This window comes from Saccharothrix syringae, assembly GCF_009498035.1.
In the GTDB taxonomy this organism is placed as follows: Bacteria; Actinomycetota; Actinomycetes; order Mycobacteriales; family Pseudonocardiaceae; genus Actinosynnema; species Actinosynnema syringae.
The window spans coordinates 10,672,444-10,692,626 of sequence record NZ_CP034550.1; the positions used below are offsets into that span (position 1 = coordinate 10,672,444).

At 73.3% G+C, this 20,183-nt stretch carries 18 protein-coding genes and 1 pseudogene; 9 read left to right on the top strand and 10 right to left on the bottom strand.

Going from position 1 to position 20,183, the window contains the following annotated elements; translation table 11 throughout:
- Positions 1-63: 63 nt before the first annotated feature.
- Entirely contained in the window at positions 64-642 is a 579-nt protein-coding gene (locus tag EKG83_RS45465) for a DUF3558 domain-containing protein (protein ID WP_084716026.1), read from the bottom strand.
- 58 nt (positions 643-700) lie between these two features.
- Complete coding sequence (locus EKG83_RS45470) at positions 701-2,614, bottom strand: glycoside hydrolase family 15 protein (protein WP_051764616.1); 1,914 nt, start codon at positions 2,612-2,614, stop codon at positions 701-703.
- Positions 2,615-2,722: 108 nt separating this feature from the next.
- Here EKG83_RS45470 and EKG83_RS45475 point away from each other — a divergent pair, with 108 nt between their 5' ends.
- Positions 2,723-3,745: a glucose 1-dehydrogenase gene (locus EKG83_RS45475; protein ID WP_033428728.1), complete on the top strand. Its 1,023-nt coding sequence runs from the start codon at positions 2,723-2,725 to the stop codon at positions 3,743-3,745.
- A 7-nt stretch (positions 3,746-3,752) separates the two neighbouring features.
- On the opposite strand, the gene EKG83_RS45480 is transcribed toward EKG83_RS45475, so the two are convergent.
- Together EKG83_RS45480 and EKG83_RS49955 are read right to left on the bottom strand one after the other, a co-directional pair.
- Positions 3,753-5,915 (bottom strand): putative bifunctional diguanylate cyclase/phosphodiesterase, encoded by a 2,163-nt coding sequence (locus EKG83_RS45480; RefSeq protein ID WP_194282978.1) that lies wholly within the window; start codon positions 5,913-5,915, stop codon positions 3,753-3,755.
- 107 nt (positions 5,916-6,022) lie between these two features.
- Positions 6,023-6,891, bottom strand: a pseudogene (locus EKG83_RS49955) (SAM-dependent methyltransferase).
- Positions 6,892-6,989: 98 nt separating this feature from the next.
- Between EKG83_RS49955 and EKG83_RS45490 the strand changes: the two are divergent.
- From EKG83_RS45490 to EKG83_RS45505, 4 genes are all read left to right on the top strand, one after another.
- Positions 6,990-8,096: a pentapeptide repeat-containing protein gene (locus tag EKG83_RS45490; RefSeq protein WP_228122443.1), complete on the top strand. Its 1,107-nt coding sequence runs from the start codon at positions 6,990-6,992 to the stop codon at positions 8,094-8,096.
- On the top strand, positions 8,096-9,097 hold the full coding sequence (locus EKG83_RS45495; protein WP_051764611.1) for a pentapeptide repeat-containing protein: 1,002 nt from the start codon (positions 8,096-8,098) through the stop codon (positions 9,095-9,097). The genes EKG83_RS45490 and EKG83_RS45495 overlap by 1 nt, the downstream gene beginning before the upstream one ends.
- 106 nt (positions 9,098-9,203) lie before the next feature.
- Positions 9,204-10,019, top strand: coding sequence for an aldo/keto reductase (locus tag EKG83_RS45500; protein WP_228122444.1), 816 nt, complete (start codon positions 9,204-9,206; stop codon positions 10,017-10,019).
- A gap of 213 nt (positions 10,020-10,232) precedes the next feature.
- The gene (locus tag EKG83_RS45505) at positions 10,233-11,015 is read left to right on the top strand and encodes a lysozyme (RefSeq protein WP_033428371.1); all 783 of its coding nucleotides are present in this window, start codon (positions 10,233-10,235) and stop codon (positions 11,013-11,015) included.
- Positions 11,016-11,069: 54 nt separating this feature from the next.
- Here EKG83_RS45505 and purL read toward each other — a convergent pair whose 3' ends face one another.
- From purL to EKG83_RS45525, 4 genes are all read right to left on the bottom strand, one after another.
- Positions 11,070-13,331 (bottom strand): phosphoribosylformylglycinamidine synthase subunit PurL, encoded by a 2,262-nt coding sequence (gene purL / locus EKG83_RS45510; RefSeq protein WP_033428370.1) that lies wholly within the window; start codon positions 13,329-13,331, stop codon positions 11,070-11,072.
- Positions 13,328-13,999, bottom strand: coding sequence for a phosphoribosylformylglycinamidine synthase subunit PurQ (gene purQ, locus EKG83_RS45515; protein WP_033428369.1), 672 nt, complete (start codon positions 13,997-13,999; stop codon positions 13,328-13,330). Before purQ ends, purL begins: the two co-directional genes overlap by 4 nt.
- Entirely contained in the window at positions 13,996-14,235 is a 240-nt protein-coding gene (gene purS / locus EKG83_RS45520) for a phosphoribosylformylglycinamidine synthase subunit PurS (protein ID WP_033428368.1), read from the bottom strand. The genes purQ and purS overlap by 4 nt, the downstream gene beginning before the upstream one ends.
- A gap of 228 nt (positions 14,236-14,463) precedes the next feature.
- Positions 14,464-14,997, bottom strand: a complete 534-nt coding sequence (locus EKG83_RS45525) for a hypothetical protein (protein WP_228122445.1) — start codon at positions 14,995-14,997, stop codon at positions 14,464-14,466.
- Positions 14,998-15,121: 124 nt separating this feature from the next.
- Between EKG83_RS45525 and EKG83_RS45530 the strand changes: the two genes are divergently transcribed.
- Both EKG83_RS45530 and EKG83_RS45535 read left to right on the top strand, forming a co-directional pair.
- Positions 15,122-16,093 carry an NAD-dependent epimerase/dehydratase family protein gene (locus EKG83_RS45530; RefSeq protein ID WP_033428366.1) on the top strand — a complete coding sequence of 324 codons (972 nt, stop codon included), beginning with the start codon at positions 15,122-15,124 and terminating at the stop codon, positions 16,091-16,093.
- 37 nt (positions 16,094-16,130) lie between these two features.
- Positions 16,131-16,742 (top strand): MBL fold metallo-hydrolase, encoded by a 612-nt coding sequence (locus EKG83_RS45535; protein WP_033428365.1) that lies wholly within the window; start codon positions 16,131-16,133, stop codon positions 16,740-16,742.
- On the opposite strand, the gene EKG83_RS45540 is transcribed toward EKG83_RS45535, so the two are convergent.
- Positions 16,664-17,374 (bottom strand): DUF2334 domain-containing protein, encoded by a 711-nt coding sequence (locus EKG83_RS45540; RefSeq protein ID WP_051764610.1) that lies wholly within the window; start codon positions 17,372-17,374, stop codon positions 16,664-16,666. The two genes, EKG83_RS45535 and EKG83_RS45540, sit on opposite strands and share 79 nt — an antisense overlap.
- Positions 17,375-17,545: 171 nt before the next feature.
- A complete protein-coding gene (locus EKG83_RS45545) occupies positions 17,546-18,436 on the bottom strand; it encodes a phosphoribosylaminoimidazolesuccinocarboxamide synthase (RefSeq protein WP_033428364.1) in 891 nt (296 codons plus the stop codon).
- A 62-nt stretch (positions 18,437-18,498) separates the two neighbouring features.
- On the opposite strand from EKG83_RS45545, the gene EKG83_RS45550 reads away from it, so the two are divergent.
- Both EKG83_RS45550 and EKG83_RS45555 read left to right on the top strand, forming a co-directional pair.
- Positions 18,499-19,356, top strand: a complete 858-nt coding sequence (locus EKG83_RS45550; RefSeq protein WP_051764609.1) for an ABC transporter substrate-binding protein — start codon at positions 18,499-18,501, stop codon at positions 19,354-19,356.
- Entirely contained in the window at positions 19,353-20,183 is an 831-nt protein-coding gene (locus EKG83_RS45555) for an amino acid ABC transporter permease (protein WP_228122446.1), read from the top strand. Before EKG83_RS45550 ends, EKG83_RS45555 begins: the two co-directional genes overlap by 4 nt.

A 20,183-nucleotide genomic window follows, 5' to 3' on the forward strand; every position in this document is an offset into this window, starting at 1 on the left:
CGGGATGACAATAGCTCTGATGCGTCACCCGGGTGAGCGGTTCCGCCACCGGATCGAGTAGTTCTACTTGTTCACGAGGGTGTCGACCACGGCGCCGGCGACCTGGGTGGCGATCCGGCACAGCTCGTCCTGCGGCACGCCTTCGAGGCTGGTGATCTGCACGTCGGCCATCTGCCCGTCGGAGACGTCCACGCCGAGGAAGCAGGTCTCCTGGTCGTCGGAGGCCCGGCCGAGCACCGCCGGGAAGCCGCCGACCTGGAGCTGCTGCGCCTCCACGTCGAAGCTGCCGTCGGTGTACCACTCGACGCCGGTGGTGGTCACGGTCGTCACGCGGACGCTGTTGCGCCGGTCCTCGCGGTTGAAGTCGCACGTCGGGGACCGGTAGACGGTGGACGTGCCCGGGGCGGGCGGCCGGTCGAGGCCGAACTGGGCGCGCTGCGCGTCGGTCAGCAGCGAGCACGGGTCGACGCCCTCGACGTCGATCGTCTTCGGCCGGTCGACGGGCGACTTCGTGGCGGAGCCGGAGGCGCTGGTGGTGGAGGCGGTGGCGGGGCCCGCGGAGCCGGTGGCGGACCCTCCCGTGGTCTCGGAGCAGCCCGCGAGCAGGACCAGGGCGGCGAGGAGCGGCACGGCACGACGCATGACCTCAACGTATCGGACGTTCGCCCGAACGGTGGCCCGAACGGGCGGGAGCGGGTCCTCAGCAGCGCTGCGCGTAGCGGCAGGCGACCACGGCGGGCCGCTCCACCGGCGCGCCCGCGTCGATCGACCACGCCAGCCGCACGTACTGGGCGTGCGTCCAGGCCAGCGGGGTCGCCGAGGTGGTGCCGCGGCCCTGCCAGACCTGCTCGGGCAGCATCCGCCCGGCGTTGGCGGTGGAGGCGACGTCGGCCAGGCGGCGGCGCGCGGCGGCCGGGTCGCCCGCCAGCAGCTCGTACTCGCCGCGCTCGCCGGCGAAGATCGGCCACAGCCTGCCGTAGGTGCGGCCGTGGCCGATGTTCCACGGGCCGCCGTCGGCGCGCTCGCCGTAGCCGTCGCCGTTGTAGCGGTGCCAGAACGGGCCGCGCTTGAGCTGGTCGTCGACCACCCGCACGGTGTTGCGCACGACCGGGTCGTCGTGGCGCCTGACGCCCAGGCGCACCAGTTCGAGGAAGCTCGGGTCCACGGCGGCGCGCTGGTCGATCGCGGTCGGGTAATTGTCGCCGGGGTTGTACGCGGTGCCGGCGTCCGGCCTGCCGTCCTTGGTCAGCCGCAGGTAGTAGGGCCGGTCGGAGAACGGGCCGGTGCGGGTGACCGTCCACTCCTCGACCCGGCGCTCCCAGCCGTCGGCGATGCCCAGGTAGCGGGCGGCGCGCGGGTCGCCGGCGCGCTGGAGCAGGTCGGCCAGGCACACCAGGCCGGCGATCTCGGCGGCGATGGTGCCCGGCGAGTACCCGCTCTGGTTCTCCCACCGCTCCTGCTGCGTGAACGGCGCGTCCGGCTGGGACACCATGAACTCGGCGGCGCGCGCCAGCCCGTCCAGGGTGGCCCGGTCGGTGCGGCCGAGCAGCCACGCCAGCAGCATCGGCGCGGCCTGCTCGTCCTGCTGGACGTTGGTCCAGTACGGCTCGCCGGTCACGCGCGTGTTCTGCGGCAGGTGCCCGTCGGGCTGCTGCTGGACACGGAGCATGAAGTCGAGCGCGCGGTGCGCGGCAGCGGTGTCGCCGGCCGCGATCATGGCGCTCGCCACGTGGTACTGGTCGCGCGGCCAGACCAGGGCGTAGGAGCCGAACTCGGGCGCGATCCCGCGGTCGAAGCCGAACGCCCACGGGAAGCCCGGCGAGGCGACGAACGCGCCGGGGTTGCGCTTGTCCTCGGTGGCGGCCAGGACCATCAGGGACGTCTCGTAGAGGGCGCGGTCGGCGCTGCGGGGCCGTTCGAGCCCCCTGAGGTAGTCGTCCCAGCCGCGGTCGTAGCGGTGGGCGTGCCGCTGGAAGCCCTCGGCCAGCGAGGTGCGCGCCGTGGTCAGGGCCTCCCCGGGCGTCGCGCCGAACCCCATGGCCAGGGTGGTGCGGCCGCGGTCCAGGCGCAGCGCGCCGGTCTGGACCACGTTGCCGGTGGTGGCCCCGACGGGCTCGATGCCGCCCGTGGCGACCAGGGCGCTCGCCGAGCGCGAGTCGCGGGCGACGAGCGCGTCGGGCTGGTCGACGGCGGTGTCGTCGTCGCCGTCGCGGGACAGGTTCGGGTCGAACACCACGCGCACGTCCGCCGGCCGGTCGGCGTCCAGGCGCAGGTCGGCCAGCACGGTCGCGCGGGACGGGTCGGTGGTGTAGGTGATCTCGGCCCGCCAGCCGGGGCCGCGGAACACCTGCCGGTAGCGCAGCCTGCCGACCGGTTCGGTGTGGGCGTGGTCGGCGGTCCGGCCGTCGACCACCAGCCGCAGGTCCCGGGTCGCCGGGGTGCTCAGGTCCGGGTAGAAGACCTCGTTCAGGCCGGTGCGGCCGAGGGTGAACCAGACCGGGCTGCTGCGCTGGTGGGCCGTGCCGAAGCCCTGCTTGTCCGCGGGCATGTAGGTGGCCGGTGGGCCGGGGACGGTCAACGCGCTCGCCAGCAGCACCGCGACTAACGGGGTCATGCCCTGGTGGGTGCGCCGCCGGGCGGGTGGTCAAACACGCGCGCTGCGGAGTCCAAAGTGGAGTTTTCGGCCCGGGTCGGGGAAGCTCGTGGCGTGGGTGGCGAACGGGTGAGGGCAGCCGAGGTCGTGCCGGGACGGCCCGACGCGAGCCGGGTGGTCGACCGCGAGGTCGCGGAGCGGCCGGGTGAGCTGCTGGTCGAGGGGCTGCTGGCGGGCGTGTGCGGCACGGACGTGGAGATCGTCCGCGACGGGTTCGGCACGGTGCCGCCGGGCCGCGACGCCATCGTGCCGTTCCACGAGTCCCTGGGGCGGGTGCTGAGCAGCCCGACGCCGGACTTCGCGCCGGGCGACCTGGTCGCGGGCGTGGTGCGCCGGCCGGACCCCGAGCCGTGCCCGGCGTGCGCGGTCGGCGCGTGGGACTTCTGCCGCAACGGCCGGTACACCGAGCGCGGCATCAAGGAGCTCGACGGGTACGGCCTGCAGCGCTGGACCGTGCCGCCCCGCTACGCCATCAGGCTGGACCCGGCGCTGGGCGACGCGGGCGTGCTCACCGAGCCGGCGTCCGTGGTGGCCAAGGCGTGGACCCGGGCGGCGGCCGAGGCCGGGCGCTCGCACGTGCCGGTGCGCACCGCCCTGGTCACCGGCGCCGGGCCGATCGGCCTGCTCGCGGCGCTGCTGGGCGTGCAGCGCGGCCTGTCCGTGCACGTGGTGGACCGGGTCGCCGACGGGCCCAAGCCGGACCTGGTGACGGCCCTGGGCGCGCGGTACCACACCGACCTCGACCGGGTGCCCGGCGACGTCGACGTGGCGATCGAGTGCACCGGCCACCCGCCGCTGGTCTGGGACTGCGTCCGCCGGGCGTCGGTGACCGTGCTCGCGGGCCTGTCGGGCGAGCACGACCCGGTGCCGCTGGACCCGTCGGTGTTCGACGGGATCGTCATGGGCAACAGGGTCGTCGTCGGCACGGTCAACGCGGGCCTGCCCGACTACCTGGAGGCGGCCGAGGCGCTGTCGCGGGCGAGCCGGCCGTGGCTGGACGGGCTGATCACGCGGCGCGTGCCGCTGGACCGGTTCGCCGAGGCGCTGGACCGGGAGCCCGACGACGTCAAGGTCGTCGTCGACCTGACCTGAGCGGGGTTCAGGGCCGGCGCAGCAGCTCGTCGATCTCCTCCGGCCGCATGGGCTTGGCGAAGAACCAGCCCTGGCCGGTGTCGCAGCCGATGCGGTGCAGGCGCTTGGCCTGCGCCGGCGTCTCCACGCCCTCCGCGGTCACGCCGAGCCGCAGCGCGTGCGCGAGCTGGACCAGGGTGGAGACGATCTGCGCGTCCACCGCGTCCTCCTCGTCGGCGGCCCGCAGCCCCTCCATGAACGAACCCGCGATCTTCAGCTCGTGCACGGGCAGGTGCTTGAGGTAGGCCAGGTTCGAGTAGCCCGTGCCGAAGTCGTCGATCGCGATCCGCACGCCCATCTCCGACAGCGCCCGCAACGCCTCCAGCGGCTCGTCGGCGGTGCCCATGATGGCGCTCTCGGTCAGCTCCAGCTGCAGGTGGTGCGGCGGCAGCCCGCTCTCGTCCAGGATCCGCTTCACGTCCCGCACCAGCTCCGGGTCCCGCGACTGCCGCACCGCCAGGTTCACCGACACGAACGGCGCGTTGTCGCCGAACTCGCCGAACCAGCGCCGGCCCTGCTCGCACGCCTTGCGCAGCACCCAGCGGCCCAGCGGGACGATCAGGCCCGTCTCCTCGGCCAGCTCGATGAACCGGTCCGGCGCCAGCCGCCCGAACTCCGGGTGCTGCCAGCGGACCAGGGCCTCCACGCCCACCACGGTGCTGTCCTCCAGCCGCACCAGCGGCTGGTAGTCCACGTAGAACTCGTCGCGCTCCAGCGCCGCGGGCATGGTCGCGGACAGGGTGAACCGGGCGACCTCCTTGGCGTTGCGCTCCGGGTCGTAGAGCGCCCAGCGCGACTTGCCGTCCGCCTTGGCCCAGTACAGCGTGATGTCCGCGTCCCGCATCAGGTCGGCCGCGGTGGTGCCGGACAGGGCGCGCTCGACGATGCCGATCGACGCCGACACGGTCAGCTCGTGCCCGCCGATGCGGATCGGGGACTCCAGCTCCCGCAGCACCCGGTCGGCCACCGCGACGATGTCCCGGGTGTCGCGCGAGCCCTCGACCAGGATCACGAACTCGTCGCCGCCCATGCGGGCCACCAGCTTGCCCTCGCCGGACACCGACAGGTCCAGCCGGCGCCCGACCTCGACCAGCAGCTGGTCGCCGATGTCGTGGCCGAGGCTGTCGTTGATCACCTTGAACCCGTCCAGGTCCAGGTAGCACAGGCCGGCGCGGCGGCTGTTGCGGTTGTTGAACACCCGGCCCAGCCGCTCCAGGAACAGCGCCCGGTTGGGCAGGCCGGTCAGCGGGTCGTGCAGCGCCTGGTAGCGCAGCCGGTTCTGCAGCAGGTGCCGGTCGGTGACGTCCTCGATCATCGCCACCTGGTACTGCGGCTCGCCGTGGTCGTCGCGCACCAGCGACAGGGTCAGGTGCGTCCACACCTGCTCGCCGTCGGCCCGGCGGAACCGCTTCTCCGCCCGGTAGTGGTCGCACTCGCCCGCGACGAGCTGGTCGTAGAGCCGCCAGACGCCGCCGCCGTCCTCCGGGTGCATCAGGTCGCGGATGTTGTACTGCCGCATCTCGTCGACGCTGAACCCCAGCATGTCCTGCAACGCCTGGTTCACGTCCAGGATGCGGCCCTCGATGTCGGCGATACCGATGCCGATCGCGGCCTCGGTGAACATCGCGCGGAACCGCGCCTCGGACGCGCGCAGCGCGGCCTCGGCCTGGTCGCGGGCGTCCAGCACGGCCGCGCGGATCGCCTCCTGCTCGGCCAGCGTCCGCTCCCGCAGCGCGCGGGCGTAGCCGGCGGCCAGCGCGCCCTGCAGCGCCGCCAGGCGCGAGCGCATCAGCTCGTCGGCCGGGATGCCCAGCTCGGTGAGCAGGTCGTCGCCGAGCAGCTGCACGGTCCGGCCGAGCGTGTCGGTGCCGGTGAAGTGCGCCTCCACCAGGCGCGCGCCGATCTCGTAGCCCGGCGCGGTGCGGAACGGGCCGGCGTGCAGCGCGTGCACCAGCACCTCGGTGAGCGCCTGCAGGTGCTCGGCCACCTCGGCCCGCGTCATGGGGACGTAGCTGCTGCCGATGACCGCGGTGGCCCAGGTCCGCGCGAAGGACTCCGCCCCGGCCTGTACGGCGGGGTCGAGGTTCGATCGGCCCGGTGCTGCCACCCGATGGTCAACCTGTTCCGTCATGTCCGCCGGCCTACCGCCACACCTCGAAGGATACGGGCGCGCCCCGCGCCCGGTCGACAGATCGGCCGACCGGGGTGCACCGCACGGGTCACGCGCCCCTCGCCCATCTACGGCTTCCGCCCCACCGCGCCGAACCCGAGGAACGTGGTGGCGTTCTCGTCCACGTCGTCCGGCGACTCCGGCCGCCACAGCGGCAGCCGCTCCACCCCCGGCTCGACCAGCTCGAACCCCTTCAGCAGGGCTTCCACGTCCTGCTTGCGGCGCCACACCATCGTGCTGACGCCCCGGTCGTACACGCCCTTGGCGTCGTCCCAGGCCGGGTCCCACTCGCCTTCCTCGTAGCCGGCGTGCGAGACGGCCAGGTGGCTGCCCGGCGGGAGGGCGTCCCGGTAGTCGGCCACCATGCCGTGCGGGTCCTCGGAGTCCGGGAAGAAGTGCAGCAGCGCGACCATCAGCACGCCGATCGGCCGGTCGAAGTCGAGCAGCCGGCGCGCCTCGGGCGAGCCCAGCACCGAGGCCGGGTCGCGCACGTCGGCCTGCAGCACGCCGACCAGCTCGTTCCCGGTCAGGATGGCCCGGCTGTGCGCGACCGCGACGGCGTCGATGTCCACGTACACCACGCGCGCGGAGGGGTCGTGGCCTGGGCGATCTCGTGCACGTTGCCCACGGTCGGGATGCCCGAGCCCAGGTCGAGGAACTGGCGGATGCCCCGGTCCAGCAGGTAGCGCACGGCGCGGCGCAGGAACGCCCGGTGGTTGAGCACGATGCCCTTGACCATCGGGACGTCGTTGAGGACCTTGTCCGCGACCGCGCGGTCGACGGCGAAGTTGTGCGCACCGCCCAGCCAGTAGTCGTAGACGCGCGCGATGCTCGGGCGGCTCAGGTCGATGTCGCCCGGCGCCCAGTTCGGCCGCTCCACGATGTCCACGCACTCTCCTCGCCAGGTACCCGGTGTCACACCGTCGCGGTGACCCACACATCATGGGCCAATCCGGTGAGTTAGCACACCGTCATCTTGTGCCGAACTTCCGAACGGGTCCCGCGATCCCGATCACCGGGAAGAATGACGCACTTGTGGGTTACCTGTGGATCGCGGGCGCGGTCGTCGTGGTGGTGGCCGCCTTGCTGCTGCTGTGGCAGCACCGGCGGCGCAAGAGCCTGCTCGGGCCGACGCTGATCGGGTCGATCGGGGCGTTCCTGCTGGTCGCCGGCTGGTTGTTCGCGGTGGACCCCGGTGCGCCCGAGCACGAGGCGATCAAGACCGGCGGCCTGGCCGGCGGGTCGGTCGTGGCCCTCTACGCGCTGTGGCTCAACGACCGCCGCCGGCAGGTCGACGACGCGCGGCACGTGCTGGAGGGCGCGCGGCAGGACCTGGAGACCGCGCGGGCCGAACACGACCGGTCGCGGGTCGCCGACGAGAGGTTCGCCCGATCGGTCGAACTGCTCGGGCACGACGCCGAGCAGGTGCGGGTGGGCGCGATGCACGCCCTGGCCGGCCTGGCGCGGTCCCGGGCCGAGTACACCCAGACCGTGCTCGACGTGCTGTGCGCCTACCTGCGGCGGCCGTTCCGGGTGGACGACGGCACCACGGCGGGGGCACGGGGGCCCGACGAGCGCGAGTTCGAGGTCCGGCTCACCGCCCAGCGGCTGATCGCCGACCTGCTGCCCCGCGACGACGCGCCCGGCGCGCCGCGCTACGACCTCGACCTGACCAGGGCCTACCTGGAGTACTTCGACATCTCCCACCGCCAGGTCAACGACCTCCTGCTGCGCGCCGCGCGCCTGCACCAGTCGAACTCGTTCCACCACACGACCGTGCACGGCGGCGCGTGGTTCACCGACGCGCGCAGCCCCGGGCGCCTCTACCTGCACGACATGACCTTCCACGACAAGGGCTGGTTCAGCCGGTTCACCGCCCGCGGCCGCACCGACCTGTCCCGCACCCGGTTCCTCGGGCCGAACAAGTTCGCCGAGGCCACCTTCACCGGGTTCACCACCTTCGAGGGAACCGAGTTCGCCCGACCGGTCGACTTCCGGCACGTCAGGTTCACCGGGGGTGTCGACCTGCGCCTGGCCGGGCCGCCCGACGCCCTGCTGACCGGCGCGCAGGTGTCGGTCGGGCACGGGAACCTGCTGCCCGACGGCTGGGTCGTCGACCCGAGGGGCCTGGTGCGCAACTGATGGGGCGCGGGCGGTGGCTGCTGGCGGCGAGCCTGGTCGTCGCGGTGCTGGTGACGGTGGCGACCACGGCGGTGCTGCTGCTGGTCGACCCCAGGCAGCCCAAGGCGGAGGCGGTCAGGACCGGCGGGCTGGCCGGTGGCGCGGTCGTCGCGCTGTACGCGTTGTGGCTCAACGACCGGCGGCGGCGGGTGGAGGAGGCGCGGCACGAGCTGGAGAGCGAGAAGACCGCCGACGAGCGGTTCGCCAAGGCCGTGGAGCTGCTGGGCAACGAGGCCGAGCAGGTGCGGGTGGGCGCGATGTACGTGCTGGCCAACCTGGCGGGCACGCACCGGCGGTACAAGCAGACCGTGCTGAACGTGCTGTGCGCCTACCTGCGGCGGCCCTTCGAGCACGCGGCGCTGGACGCGAAGCCCGAGGACCCGGACCAGGCGTACTTCGGCGTGGTCGTCGAGGAGGGCGTCGACTCCCCGGAGGAGGCAACCCGGAAGGTCACCCCGGAGGTCACCCCCGAGCAGGACCGGGAGATGACCGTGCGGATGACCGCGCAGCGGCTGATCACCGACCTGCTGCCGTGGGGCGAGGACCCGGACGAGACCCGCTACCAGGTCGACCTGACCGCGGCGAAGCTCGTGCACTTCCGGCTGGAGGGCCGCCGGTTCGGCCGGTTCGTGGCCCGGCGCGCCCGGTTCTACGGCATCACCAACTTCCGGGGGGTCGAGCTGGCCCAGCCCGCGCTGTTCTCCGGCGGCACGTTCCACGGACGGGCGGACTTCCGCGAGGGGAGGTTCCTCGGCGGCATCTCGTTCCAGGACGTCGCCTTCGCGCGGGAGCTGGACCTGTCCGACGCGACCGCCGGCACGTTCCTGCACTTCACCGCCGAACCGCCGGACCGGCTGGTCGGCGAGCTGGAGGTGCTGGGCGGCACGGCGTTCCGCAACGACCCCACCGGGTGGCCGCTGACCGGCGAGGGGAAGCCCGGGGACCACGCCCGGCGGGGCTGACGCGGTCGCCGGTTGGACGACTTGGTGCTCCCGGCCCAAGCTTGGAGGCGCACAAGACCAACACGGAGGTAGCCCAATGCTGACCCGCCGCATCGGTGGAGTCGAGGTGAGCGCCATCGGCCTGGGCGCCATGCCCATGTCGCTGGCCGGCCGACCTGCTCGCGACCAGGCGATCGAGACCATCCGCACCGCGGTCGAGCGGGGCGTGACCCTGATCGACACGGCCGACGCCTACTCCGCCGACGACAGCGACTTCGGGCACAACGAGGAGCTGATCGCCGAAGCGCTCAAGGGGGTGACCGGCGTCCTGGTCGCCACCAAGGGCGGCCACACCCGCACGCCCAGCGGCGGCTGGGCCGTCAACGGGCGCCCGGAGTACCTGAAGGCGGCCTGCGAGGGGTCGCTGCGCCGGCTCGGCGTGGACGCGATCGACCTCTACCAGTTCCACCGGCCCGACCCGGAGGTGCCGACCGCCGAGTCCGTCGGCGCGCTGGCCGAGCTGCTCGACGAGGGCAAGATCAGGCTCGCCGGCGTGTCCAACTTCAACCCGGCGCAGATCCGCGAGGCCAACGAGGTGCTGGGCGGGCGGCTGGCGAGCGTGCAGAACCAGTTCTCGCCCGCGTTCCGCTCCAGCGACCCGGAGCTGGAGCTGTGCGCGGAGCTCGACATCGCGTTCCTGCCGTGGAGCCCGCTGGGCGGCATCGCGTCGGCCGCGGACCTGGGCTCGCGGTTCGCCGCGTTCGCCGAGGTCGGCGCCGCGCACGGGGTGAGCCCGCAGCGGGTCTGCCTGGCGTGGATGCTCGCCAAGGCGCCGCAGGTGGTGCCGATCCCGGGCGCGTCGCGGCCCGCCAGCATCACCGACTCGGCGGCCGCGGCCGAGCTGGAGCTGTCCGCGGAGGAGCTGCGCCGGCTGGACGGGTGACCACCACCACCGGGTGATCGACACCCGGTCGTGGTGATCTTCGAATGGCGGGACCGGGCGAACGGGAAGACGATCGGTGCGTCGGCGGTCCGGGGTCGAGCGGCCCCGGACTGCTCCATTCGTGACCAATTCACGAAGACTATGGCCATCCGGTTAGGGCGTGCATCACACTGCCCAACGAGTCAACCCCCTGCACTGGCTCGAGGAGTTCCCATGAGAACCTTCGCCCGCTCCGCCGCGGCCCTGCTGGCCTGCGTGGGCCTGGTCCTGCCCGGACTACCGGCGCAGGCCGCGCCCGCCGAGGACCACGCGATGGGCTCGCAGATCCGCAAGCACGAGGGTGAGCCGCAGCGCGTCGTGATCAACGCGGACCCGAGCGCCCAGGCCGTCGTGTACGGCATCGACGTCAGCGGTCACCAGGGCAACGTCGACTGGTCCTACTGGTGGGGCCAGGGCAAGCGGTTCGCCTACGTCAAGGCGACCGAGAGCACCACCTACACCAACCCGTACTTCACCCAGCAGTACAACGGTTCCTACAACATCGGCATGATCCGCGGCGCGTACCACTTCGCGCTGCCCGACCGCTCCGGCGGCGCCGCCCAGGCCGACTTCTTCGTCGACCACGGCGGCGGCTGGTCCCGCGACGGCAGGACCCTGCCGGGCGCGCTGGACATGGAGTACAACCCGTACGGCTCGACCTGCTACGGCCTGTCCGCGTCGGGCATGACCGCGTGGATCAAGGCGTTCAGCGACCGCTACCAGGCGCGCACGGGCCGCTGGCCGGTCATCTACACCTCGACCAGCTGGTGGAGCCAGTGCGTGAACGGCGACTTCAGCTCCACCAACCCGCTGTGGGTGGCGCGCTACTCGTCGGCGGTCGGCACGCTGCCGTACGCGTGGCCGTTCCACACGTTCTGGCAGTACTCGTCGTCACCGATCGACCAGAACCTGTTCAACGGCGCCTACGACCGGCTGCAGGCGCTGTCCCTCGGCTGAGGGAGCGGTGGCCGGCCGGGTGCTCCGCGCACCCGGCCGACCACCGCCGCCCGATCAGTCGAACAGCGCCGGGAGGGTCCCCTCCCACGCCTCGCGCAGCTCGGCCAGCGGCAGGCTGCCCAGGTCCTGGACCTCCAGCGCCCCGGACTCCGGGTCCACCACGCCGACCTTGCGCCACGGCAGGCCGCGCGCGGTGCACATGTCGGTGAACCGCAGCTCCTCCGTGCGCGGCACGGCCACCAGCACGCGGGCGGTGGACTCGCTGAACAGCTCGGTGAACAGGTCGCCCTCCAGGAACACCCGGGCGCCCACCTCGCCGATCAGGCACGTCTCCACCAGCGCCTGCGCCAGCCCGCCGTCGGACAGGTCGTGCGCGGCCGACAGCATGCCGTCGCGCGAACCCGCCACCAGCACCTCGGCCAGCAGCTTCTCCCGCGCCAGGTCCACCTTCGGCGGCAGGCCGCCCAGGTGGCCGTGCACCACGTGCGCCCACTCCGACCCGCCGAACTCGTCGCGGGTCTCGCCGAGCAGCAGCAAGGTCTCGCCGGCCTCCGCGCCGATCCCGGTCGGGATGCGGCGGCGGACGTCGTCGATCACGCCCAGCACGCCCACCACCGGCGTCGGCAGGATCGCCGTGGCACCGGTCTGGTTGTAGAAGCTGACGTTGCCGCCGGTCACCGGGATGCCCAGCGCGACGCAGCCGTCGGCGAGGCCCTTCACGGCCTGCTCGAACTGCCACATCACCGCCGGGTCCTCCGGCGAGCCGAAGTTCAGGCAGTTGGTGACCGCGACCGGCGTGGCGCCCGAAGTGGCGACGTTGCGGTACGCCTCGGCCAGCGCCAGCTGCGCGCCCGCGTACGGGTCGAGCCGGGTGTAGCGGCCGTTGCAGTCGGTGGCCAGCGCCACGCCCCGGTGCGTCGACTCGTCGATGCGGATCATGCCCGAGTCGGACGGCTGGGCGAGCACCGTGCCGCCGCGCACGTACCGGTCGTACTGCTGGGTCACCCACCGCTTCGACGCCAGGTTCGGCGACGCGGCCATGGTCTTGACCAGCTCCAGCAGCTCCTCCCTCGCCGGCCGCGGCAGGCGGTCGGGGGTGTCGGCCTGGAGCTCGTCCTGGTCGGCGGGCCGCTCGACCGGCCGGTGGTAGACCGGGCCCTCGTGCGCGACCGTGCGCGGCGGGACGTCCACCACGACCTCGTCGTGCCAGGTGATGACCAGCCGGTCGCCCTCGGTGACCTCGCCGATCTCGGTGGCGATGACGTCCCACTTGCGGCAGACCGCCATGAACGCGTCCATGTCCTCCGGCCGCACGACCGCGCACATGCGCTCCTGCGACTCGCTGGACAGGATCTCCGCCGGGGTCATGCCGGACGCGCGCAGCGGCACCCGCTCCAGGTGCACGCGCATGCCCCCGTCACCGGCGCTGGCCAGCTCCGAGGTCGCGCACGCCAGGCCCGCGCCGCCCAGGTCCTGGATGCCGACCACCACGCGCTGCGCGAACAGCTCCAGGCAGCACTCGATCAGCACCTTCTCGGTGAACGGGTCGCCCACCTGCACGCTCGGCAGCTTCTTGCGCTTGCCCGCGGTGTCGTCGAACGTCTCGCTGGCCAGCACCGACACGCCGCCGATGCCGTCCAGGCCCGTGCGGGCGCCGAACAGCACGACCTTGTTGCCCGTGCCCGACGCGTGCGCCAGGTGCAGGTCCTCGACCCGCATCGCGCCCACGCACAGGGCGTTGACCAGCGGGTTGCCCGCGTAGGTCGCGTCGAACACGACCTCGCCGCCGATGTTGGGCAGGCCCAGGCAGTTGCCGTAGCCGCCGACGCCCGCGACGATCCCCGGCAGCACGCGGCGCGTGTCCGGCGCGTCGGCCGGGCCGAACCGCAGCGGGTCCATCACGGCCAGCGGGCGGGCGCCCATGGCCAGGATGTCGCGCACGATGCCGCCGACGCCCGTGGCCGCGCCCTGGTACGGCTCGACGTAGGACGGGTGGTTGTGGCTCTCGGCCTTGAACGTGACCGCCCAGCCGTCGCCGACGTCCACCACGCCCGCGTTCTCGCCGATGCCCGCGAGCATGTTCGCGCGCATCTCGTCGGTGGTGGTCTCGGAGAAGTACTTCAGGTGCACCTTGGACGACTTGTAGGAGCAGTGCTCGCTCCACATCACCGAGTACATGGCCAGCTCGGCGTCCGTGGGGCGGCGGCCCAGGATCTCCCTGATGCGGGCGTACTCGTCGTCCTTGAGGCCCAGCTCCTTGTAGGGCTGCTCCTGGTCGGGCGTGCTCTCGGCGTTCCCGACGGTGTCGACGCTCATGCGGTCACCACCGAGTCCACCAGGGACAGGAACATGCCGAGGCCGTCGTCGGTCGGGCCGGTGAGCGCGTCGATCGCGTGCTCCGGGTGCGGCATCAGGCCGACGACGCGGCCGTTGGCGCTGGTGATGCCCGCGATGTCGTTGCGCGAGCCGTTGGGGTTCTCGCCGACGTACCGGAACACCACGCGGCCCTCGCCCTCCAGCTCGTCGAGGGTCCGCCGGTCGGCCTGGTAGCCGCCCTCGCCGGACTTGAGCGGCACGAGGATCTCGGCGCCCCGGTCGTACCGGGTGGTCCAGGCGGTCCCGTTGTTCTCGACCCGGAGCCACTGGTCGCGGCACACGAAGTGCAGCTTGGAGTTGCGGACCAGCGCGCCGGGCAGCAGGTGGGCCTCGCAGAGGATCTGGAAGCCGTTGCAGATGCCCAGGACCGGCATGCCCTTCTTCGCCGCGTCCACGACCTCCTCCATCACCGGCGCGAACCGGGCGATGGCGCCGCAGCGCAGGTAGTCGCCGTAGGAGAAGCCACCGGGCACGATGACCGCGTCGACGCCCCTGAGGTCGCGCTCGGCGTGCCACAGGCCGACCGCCTCGGCGCCCGCGTACCGCACCGCGCGCGCGGCGTCGACGTCGTCCAGCGTGCCGGGGAAGGTGATGACCCCGACCCTCATGCCTCGACCCGCCTCACGACCCAGTCCTCGATCACGGGGTTGGCGAGGAACGTCTCGGCGATCTTGGCGAGCGTGGCGTCGTCGACGTCGTCGGCGACCTCCAGCTCGAAGTGCTTGCCCTGGCGGACACTGGTGATGCCATCGAACCCGAGGCGCGGCAGGGCGTTGGCCACCGCCTGTCCTTGGGGGTCGAGGATTTCGGGCTTCGGCATGACGTCGACGACGACTCGGGCCACGACAGGCTGCTCCAAGGTAGGAGGGCTGGCGGTACCCGGGAAGCCTACCTGACCTGGGTGTTCATCGAGTTCACACGTGGCGGGGGGCACAGGTTCACCGGAGTTCACCCGATCGTGAAGGGACAAGTTCGGACGAGCCCTGCTAGGGTCGATCTCGCCAAGGCCCCGTAGGCCGAGGAAGTGAGCGCGGCACCCGTCCGGACGGTCGGCGGCCGCGTTTCGCGCTTTCTACGGCCAGTCCAGCCGAACCACCGAGCCGATCAGGGGCAGCACCCGCCGCCCCCAGTCGCCACCGGCGCCGTGGCTCCACACGGCGAGGTCCGCGAGCCACAGCAGCGGATCGCCCGTGCTGTCGAAGTGCTCGTAGGACAAGCCGGACTCGCTCGGTCGCCTGCCCAGCACGTCGCGGATGGTCCGCACGTCGTGGTGGTCGCGACCGGTGCGGCTGTCGAGCACCAGCCGAGCGGCCCTCAGGTCGAGCAGGTCGTTGACCAGCCGCTCCAGGCAGGTGCGCCGGGCCCACTCCTCGCTCTTGCGGCAGTTCGCCCGGTAGACGTCCACCCGGACGCCGGAATCCACCAGCCGCGACAGGACCAGCCTGCGCCGTTGGGGCGTCTCCCGCTGGAAGTGCAACTCCCTCTGGCCGGGCAGCAGCAGACCGCGGAGCAGGGAGCGGAGGGGTACCAGCACACCGGGGTCCACCAGCGCGGCCCCCAGGTAGTACGTGTCGTTGCGACGGGACTCGTCGACGAAAGCGTGCACGGCCACGGCCGTGCATCGGCACCCGTCCGGTCGACCTGGAGCGGTTCCACCCGAACGTGCGTTCGCCTGTTCGCCCTCGGCGTACCCACCGATGGCCCGCCCGACCGGCCTTACTGTGGGGCCCATGCGCATCCTGGTGCTGGGCGGCACGGTCTTCCTCGGCAGGGCGACGGCGGCCGAGGCGGTGCGGCGCGGCCACGAGGTCGTGTGCGCGGCCCGCGGCCGGTCCGGCGCCGTGCCGGCCGGCGCGGCCCACGTGCCCGTCGACCGCAACACCGGCCTCGGCCCGCTGGTCGGCGAGCACTTCGACGCGGTGGTGGACGTGGCCACCATGTCGGTCACCTGGGTCCGGGACGCGCTGGCATCGGTCGGCGCCGACCACTGGACGTTCGTCTCCAGCTGCTCCGCCTACGCCGACCACGCCACGCCGGGCAGCACCCGCACGCTCGCCCCGCTGGAGGACGACCCGACCGCCCCCATGTCGCCCGACCGCTACGGCGCGATCAAGGTGGCCAGCGAGAACGCCGTGCGCGACGCCCGCGGCGACGACGCGTTCATCGTCCGCGCGGGCCTGATCACCGGCCCCGGCGACAAGAGCGACCGCTTCGGCTACTGGGCCAACCGGCTGTCCCGGGGCGGCCGGGTCGTCGTCCCGGACACCCCCGACCAGCCCGCGCAGCACGTCGACGTGCGCGACCTGGCCGCCTGGGTGGTGGACGCCGCCGAGCAGCGGGTCACCGGCACCTTCGACGCGGTCGGCCCGGCCAACCCGCTGGCGCTCGTGCTGGGCGAGGTCGCGGGCGCGGTCGCGCCGCCGGGCACCGAGCTGGTCCGCGTGCCCGAGCAGGTCCTCCAGCGGCACGAGGTCACGCCGTGGGCGGGGCCGCGCTCGCTGCCGCTGTGGCTGCCCGCCACCCACCGGGCGCTGATGTTCCGCGACGCGGGCCCCGCGCTCGCCGCCGGCCTGCGGCCCCGCCCGACCGCCGAGACCGCGCGCGACACCCTCGACCACGAGCGCGAGCTGGGCCTGGACCGCGCCCGCCGCGCGGGCCTGCCGCCGGAGGTCGAGCAGGAGCTGCTGCGCGCGGTGGGCTGAGCCGGGGTAGAACGGTGGGTCGAGAGGAGCACCCACCATGGAAATCGTCCATTTCGGACATTCATGCCTGCTCGTCGACACCGGCGGCGCACGCCTGCTGTTCGACCCGGGCACGTTCTCCAGCGGCTTCGAGCAGGTCGCCGGCCTCGACGCGATCCTGGTCACGCACGAGCACCCCGACCACCTCGACGCCGAGCGGCTGCCCGCGCTGCGCGAGGCCAACCCGGGGGCCCGGCTGTTCGCCCCCTTCGACCTCGACGGCGCCGACCGCGTCGAGCCCGGCGCCGTGCTGGAGGTCGCGGGTGCGACCGTCCACGTGCTCGACGCGCCGCACGAGGTCATCCACCCGAAGCTGCCGCTGCCCGCGAACGTGGGCTACCTGGTCGACCACGGCGCGTTCTACCACCCGGGCGACTCGCTGACCGTCCCGGAGCAGCGCGTGGACGTGCTGGCGCTGCCGACCGCCGCGCCGTGGCTGAAGGTCTCCGAGGCGGCCGACTTCCTGGCCGCGGTCTCGCCGCGCAAGGCCGTGCCCGTCCACGAGGCGGTCCTGGCCCGGACGGAGATCTTCTACCGCGTCCTGGCCGGCACCGCGCCGGAGGGCGTCGAGGTGGTCGTGCTGCCGCGCGGCGAGGGGATCGAGCTGTAGGTGACCGGCTCGGCGCCGCGGTGCAGGACCAGGTCGACGGCCTCCAGCAGCGCCGGGCCCACCCGGTCCAGTGACGCCGCGTCCGCGCCGAGCCGCACCAGGCCGCCGCGCCGGGCCGCCCGGCCGACGGCCGCCAGGTGGCTCCAGTGGTCGGTGGCCGTGCGCACCCGGCCCGCGACCACGGCGCCGGTGCGCAGGTCGCGCACGCCCGCCATGTCCGCGCACACCGCGAACCGGTGCCTGCGCAGCGCGACCAGCGTGCCGGGCGAGGCCAGCCAGCGCGGTGGCGCGAACAGGTCCGTGTGCAGGCCCAACCGGGCCAGCGCCGCCCGCGCGGCCACCAGCCGCAGGCCGGCCTCGTGCGCGGGCAGGGCGGCGAACTCGGCCCGCCGGCGCGGTGAACCGCCCCGGCACGCCGGGTCGGGCGCGTGGTCGAAGCCGTGCAGGAGCAGCGCGTCACCGGCGGCGACGCGGTCGCGGACCCAGGTCAGGGCCGGTCCGGGCGCCTTGCGCGGCGCCAGCAGCAGCGACAGCGGCACGTGCCGCCGGTCGAGCTCCCGGGCCAGTTCGGCGCACCGGTCGAGCGTGGCGGGTGCGATGCCGGACAGCGAGACCACCAGGTGGGCGCTCATGGCACCCAGTGCGCAGCACCGGCGTGTCGCCCGCTTGGCCGCGGGGTGACGGGCCGATGCGCATCCGGCGAACTGTGGCCGGGCCGCCCCCCGGCCGCTCGACCACCCCGGCCGCCGGCTCCCCGCCACCAACCCACCCGGCCGCCGATCCGGCGGCCGGGCCCGTGCCCGCTACTCGGGCGCCGGCCAGTCGGCGAACGACCGGCCGGTGATCCGCTCGTAAGCCTCGACGTAGCGGGCGCGGGTGGCGGCCACCACGTCGTCCGGCAGCGGGGGCGGCGGGGTGTCGGAGGCCCGGTCCCAGCCGGAGTCGGCCGAGGTCAGCCAGTCGCGGACGTACTGCTTGTCGAACGACGGCTGCACCCGCCCCGGCTCGTAGGAGTCGGCGGGCCAGTAGCGGGACGAGTCGGGCGTGAGCACCTCGTCGCCCAGCACCAGCGTGCCGGACGGGTCCAGGCCGAACTCGAACTTGGTGTCCGCCAGGACCACCCCGCGCGACCGCGCGAACTCCCGCGCCGCCCCGTACACCGCGAGCGTCGCGTCCCGCAGCCGCCCGGCCAGCTCGGCCCCGACCTGCGCCTCGACCTGCGCGAACGACACGTTCTCGTCGTGCTCGCCGACCGGGGCCTTGGTCGCCGGGGTGAAGATCGGCGGCACCAGCTCCGAAGCCTCGACCAGCCCGGCCGGCAGCTCGACCCCGCACACCGCGCCGCCCTGCCGGTACTCGGCCATGCCGGACCCGGTCAGGTAGCCGCGCGCCACGCACTCGACCTGCACCATCTCCAACTTGCGCACCAACAGCGCCCGGCCGCGCACCTCGCCCGGGATGCGCGGGTCGTCCCACGCCACCAGGTGGTTCGGCACCAGGTCCGCGAACCGCTCGAACCAGAACACGCTCATCGCGGTCAGCACGCGCCCCTTGTCGGGGATCTCGGTGCTGAGCACGTGGTCGAAGGCGGAGATCCGGTCGGACGCCACGAGCAGCAGCAGTTCGTCGTCCACCTCGTGGACGTGGCGGACCTTGCCTGCGGCGACCTGCCGGTAGTCAGCGAGCTTGGGCACGGCCGAAGCCTACTTGTCCCGCTCCGTGGGCACCCCTTCCCACCTGCGGCAAGATTTCCCCCATGCGTGCACCCGGACTGGTACTGGCCGTCACCACCGCCCTCGCGGTGGCGGTCGCCTGCGCACCCGCGGACGAGACCGCACCGCCCTCCAACCAGGTCGACGGCGTCGACTGCAAGAAGGAGAACCTGGCGACGCTCACGCCCGGCAAGATCACGTTCGGCACGGACCAGCCGGTCTACGAGCCGTGGTACGTCGACGACGACCCGACCAACGGCAAGGGCTTCGAGTCGGCGGTCGCCTACGCCCTGGCCGAGGAGCTGGGCTACGCGCGCGAGGACGTGGTGTGGACGCGGGTGCCGTTCAACGCCGCCATCCAGCCCGGCAAGAAGACCTACGACGCGAACCTCACCGAGTTCTCCATCACCGAGGAGCGCAAGCAGGCCGTCGACTTCTCCGCGCCGTACTACGACGTGGACCAGGCCGTGGTCACGCTGAAGTCGTCCAAGGCCGCGCCGGCGAAGACGCTCGCCGAGCTGAAGCGGGTCAAGATCGGCGCGCAGGTCGGCACCACCAGCCTGGACGCGGCCCAGCGGCTGCAGCCCGAGCAGGACGTGGCGGTCTACAACACCAACGACGACGCCAAGGCCGCGCTGCGCGCCGGGCAGATCGACGCGCTGGTGGTGGACCTGCCGACCGCGTTCTACATCACCTCCGCGGAGCTGGAGGACGGCGTGATCCTCGGCCAGGTCCCGCCCGGTGACGGCAAGCCCGAGCAGTTCGGCGTCGTGCTGGACAAGGGCAGCCCGCTGACCGCGTGCGTGTCCACCGCGGTGGGGAGCCTGCGCGCCGACGGCGCGCTGGCGAAGATCGAGCAGGAGTGGCTGTCCTCGGCGGGCGCGGCCCCCGAGCTGAAGTGATCAGCGAGCTGCAGCGGGAGCGCCTCGCCTACCGGCGTTCCCGCGCGCGGCGGTCCACCCTGGTCGCCCTGATCTCGACCGCGGTCTTCGCGGTGCTCGCCTGGGTGACCGTGACCGGGGCACCCGGCTGGCCGCGCGTGCGGCGGTCGTTCTTCGACCCCGAGATCGCCTGGCGCTCGCTGCCCGCGGTGCTGGAGGGCCTGTGGCTCAACCTCCGGGTGCTGGTGGTGTGCGGTGCGGCGATCCTGGTGCTGGCGCTGGGCGTGGCGGCGCTGCGCACGCTGCGCGGCCCGGTGTGGTTCCCGCTGCGGGCGCTGGCCACGGCGTACGTCGACCTGTTCCGCGGCCTGCCGCTGATCATCCTGCTGTACCTGGTCGGCTTCGGCCTGCCCGCGCTGCGGCTGACCGGCGTGCCCAACGACCCGGTGGTGCTGGGCGGGGTGGCGCTGGTGCTGGCCTACACCGCGTACGTGGCGGAGGTGTTCCGCGCCGGCATCGAGTCGGTGCACCCGTCGCAGGTGGCGGCGGCCCGGTCGCTGGGCCTGGGCCCGCGCAAGACCATGCGGCTGGTGGTGCTGCCGCAGGCGGTGCGGCGGGTCATGCCCGCGCTGCTCAACGACTTCGTGGCGCTGCAGAAGGACTGCGGGCTGATCTCCGTGCTGGGCGCGGTGGACGCGGTGCGGGCGGCGCAGATCGAGCAGGCGCGGTCGTTCAACTTCACCCCGTACGTGGTGGCGGGGCTGCTGTTCGTGCTGCTCGCGGTGCCCACGGCGCGGTGCGCGGACGCGCTCGGCAGGCGGGTCGACCGCCGGCGGGGCGGCCGATGA

Excerpts from the sequence above, each read along its gene's own strand:
- EKG83_RS45465 (WP_084716026.1), bottom strand. The coding sequence starts at position 642 with ATGCGTCGTGCCGTGCCGCTCCTCGCCGCCCTGGTCCTGCTCGCGGGC.
- EKG83_RS45495 (WP_051764611.1), top strand. The coding sequence starts at position 8,096 with ATGGGGCGCGGGCGGTGGCTGCTGGCGGCGAGCCTGGTCGTCGCGGTG.
- EKG83_RS45505 (WP_033428371.1), top strand. The coding sequence starts at position 10,233 with ATGAGAACCTTCGCCCGCTCCGCCGCGGCCCTGCTGGCCTGCGTGGGC.
- EKG83_RS45550 (WP_051764609.1), top strand. The coding sequence starts at position 18,499 with ATGCGTGCACCCGGACTGGTACTGGCCGTCACCACCGCCCTCGCGGTG.
- EKG83_RS45470 (WP_051764616.1), bottom strand. The coding sequence starts at position 2,614 with ATGACCCCGTTAGTCGCGGTGCTGCTGGCGAGCGCGTTGACCGTCCCC.
- purL (WP_033428370.1), bottom strand. The coding sequence starts at position 13,331 with ATGAGCGTCGACACCGTCGGGAACGCCGAGAGCACGCCCGACCAGGAG.
- EKG83_RS45530 (WP_033428366.1), top strand. The coding sequence starts at position 15,122 with ATGCGCATCCTGGTGCTGGGCGGCACGGTCTTCCTCGGCAGGGCGACG.
- EKG83_RS45540 (WP_051764610.1), bottom strand. The coding sequence starts at position 17,374 with ATGAGCGCCCACCTGGTGGTCTCGCTGTCCGGCATCGCACCCGCCACG.
- purQ (WP_033428369.1), bottom strand. The coding sequence starts at position 13,999 with ATGAGGGTCGGGGTCATCACCTTCCCCGGCACGCTGGACGACGTCGAC.
- EKG83_RS45535 (WP_033428365.1), top strand. The coding sequence starts at position 16,131 with ATGGAAATCGTCCATTTCGGACATTCATGCCTGCTCGTCGACACCGGC.
- EKG83_RS45480 (WP_194282978.1), bottom strand. The coding sequence starts at position 5,915 with ATGACGGAACAGGTTGACCATCGGGTGGCAGCACCGGGCCGATCGAAC.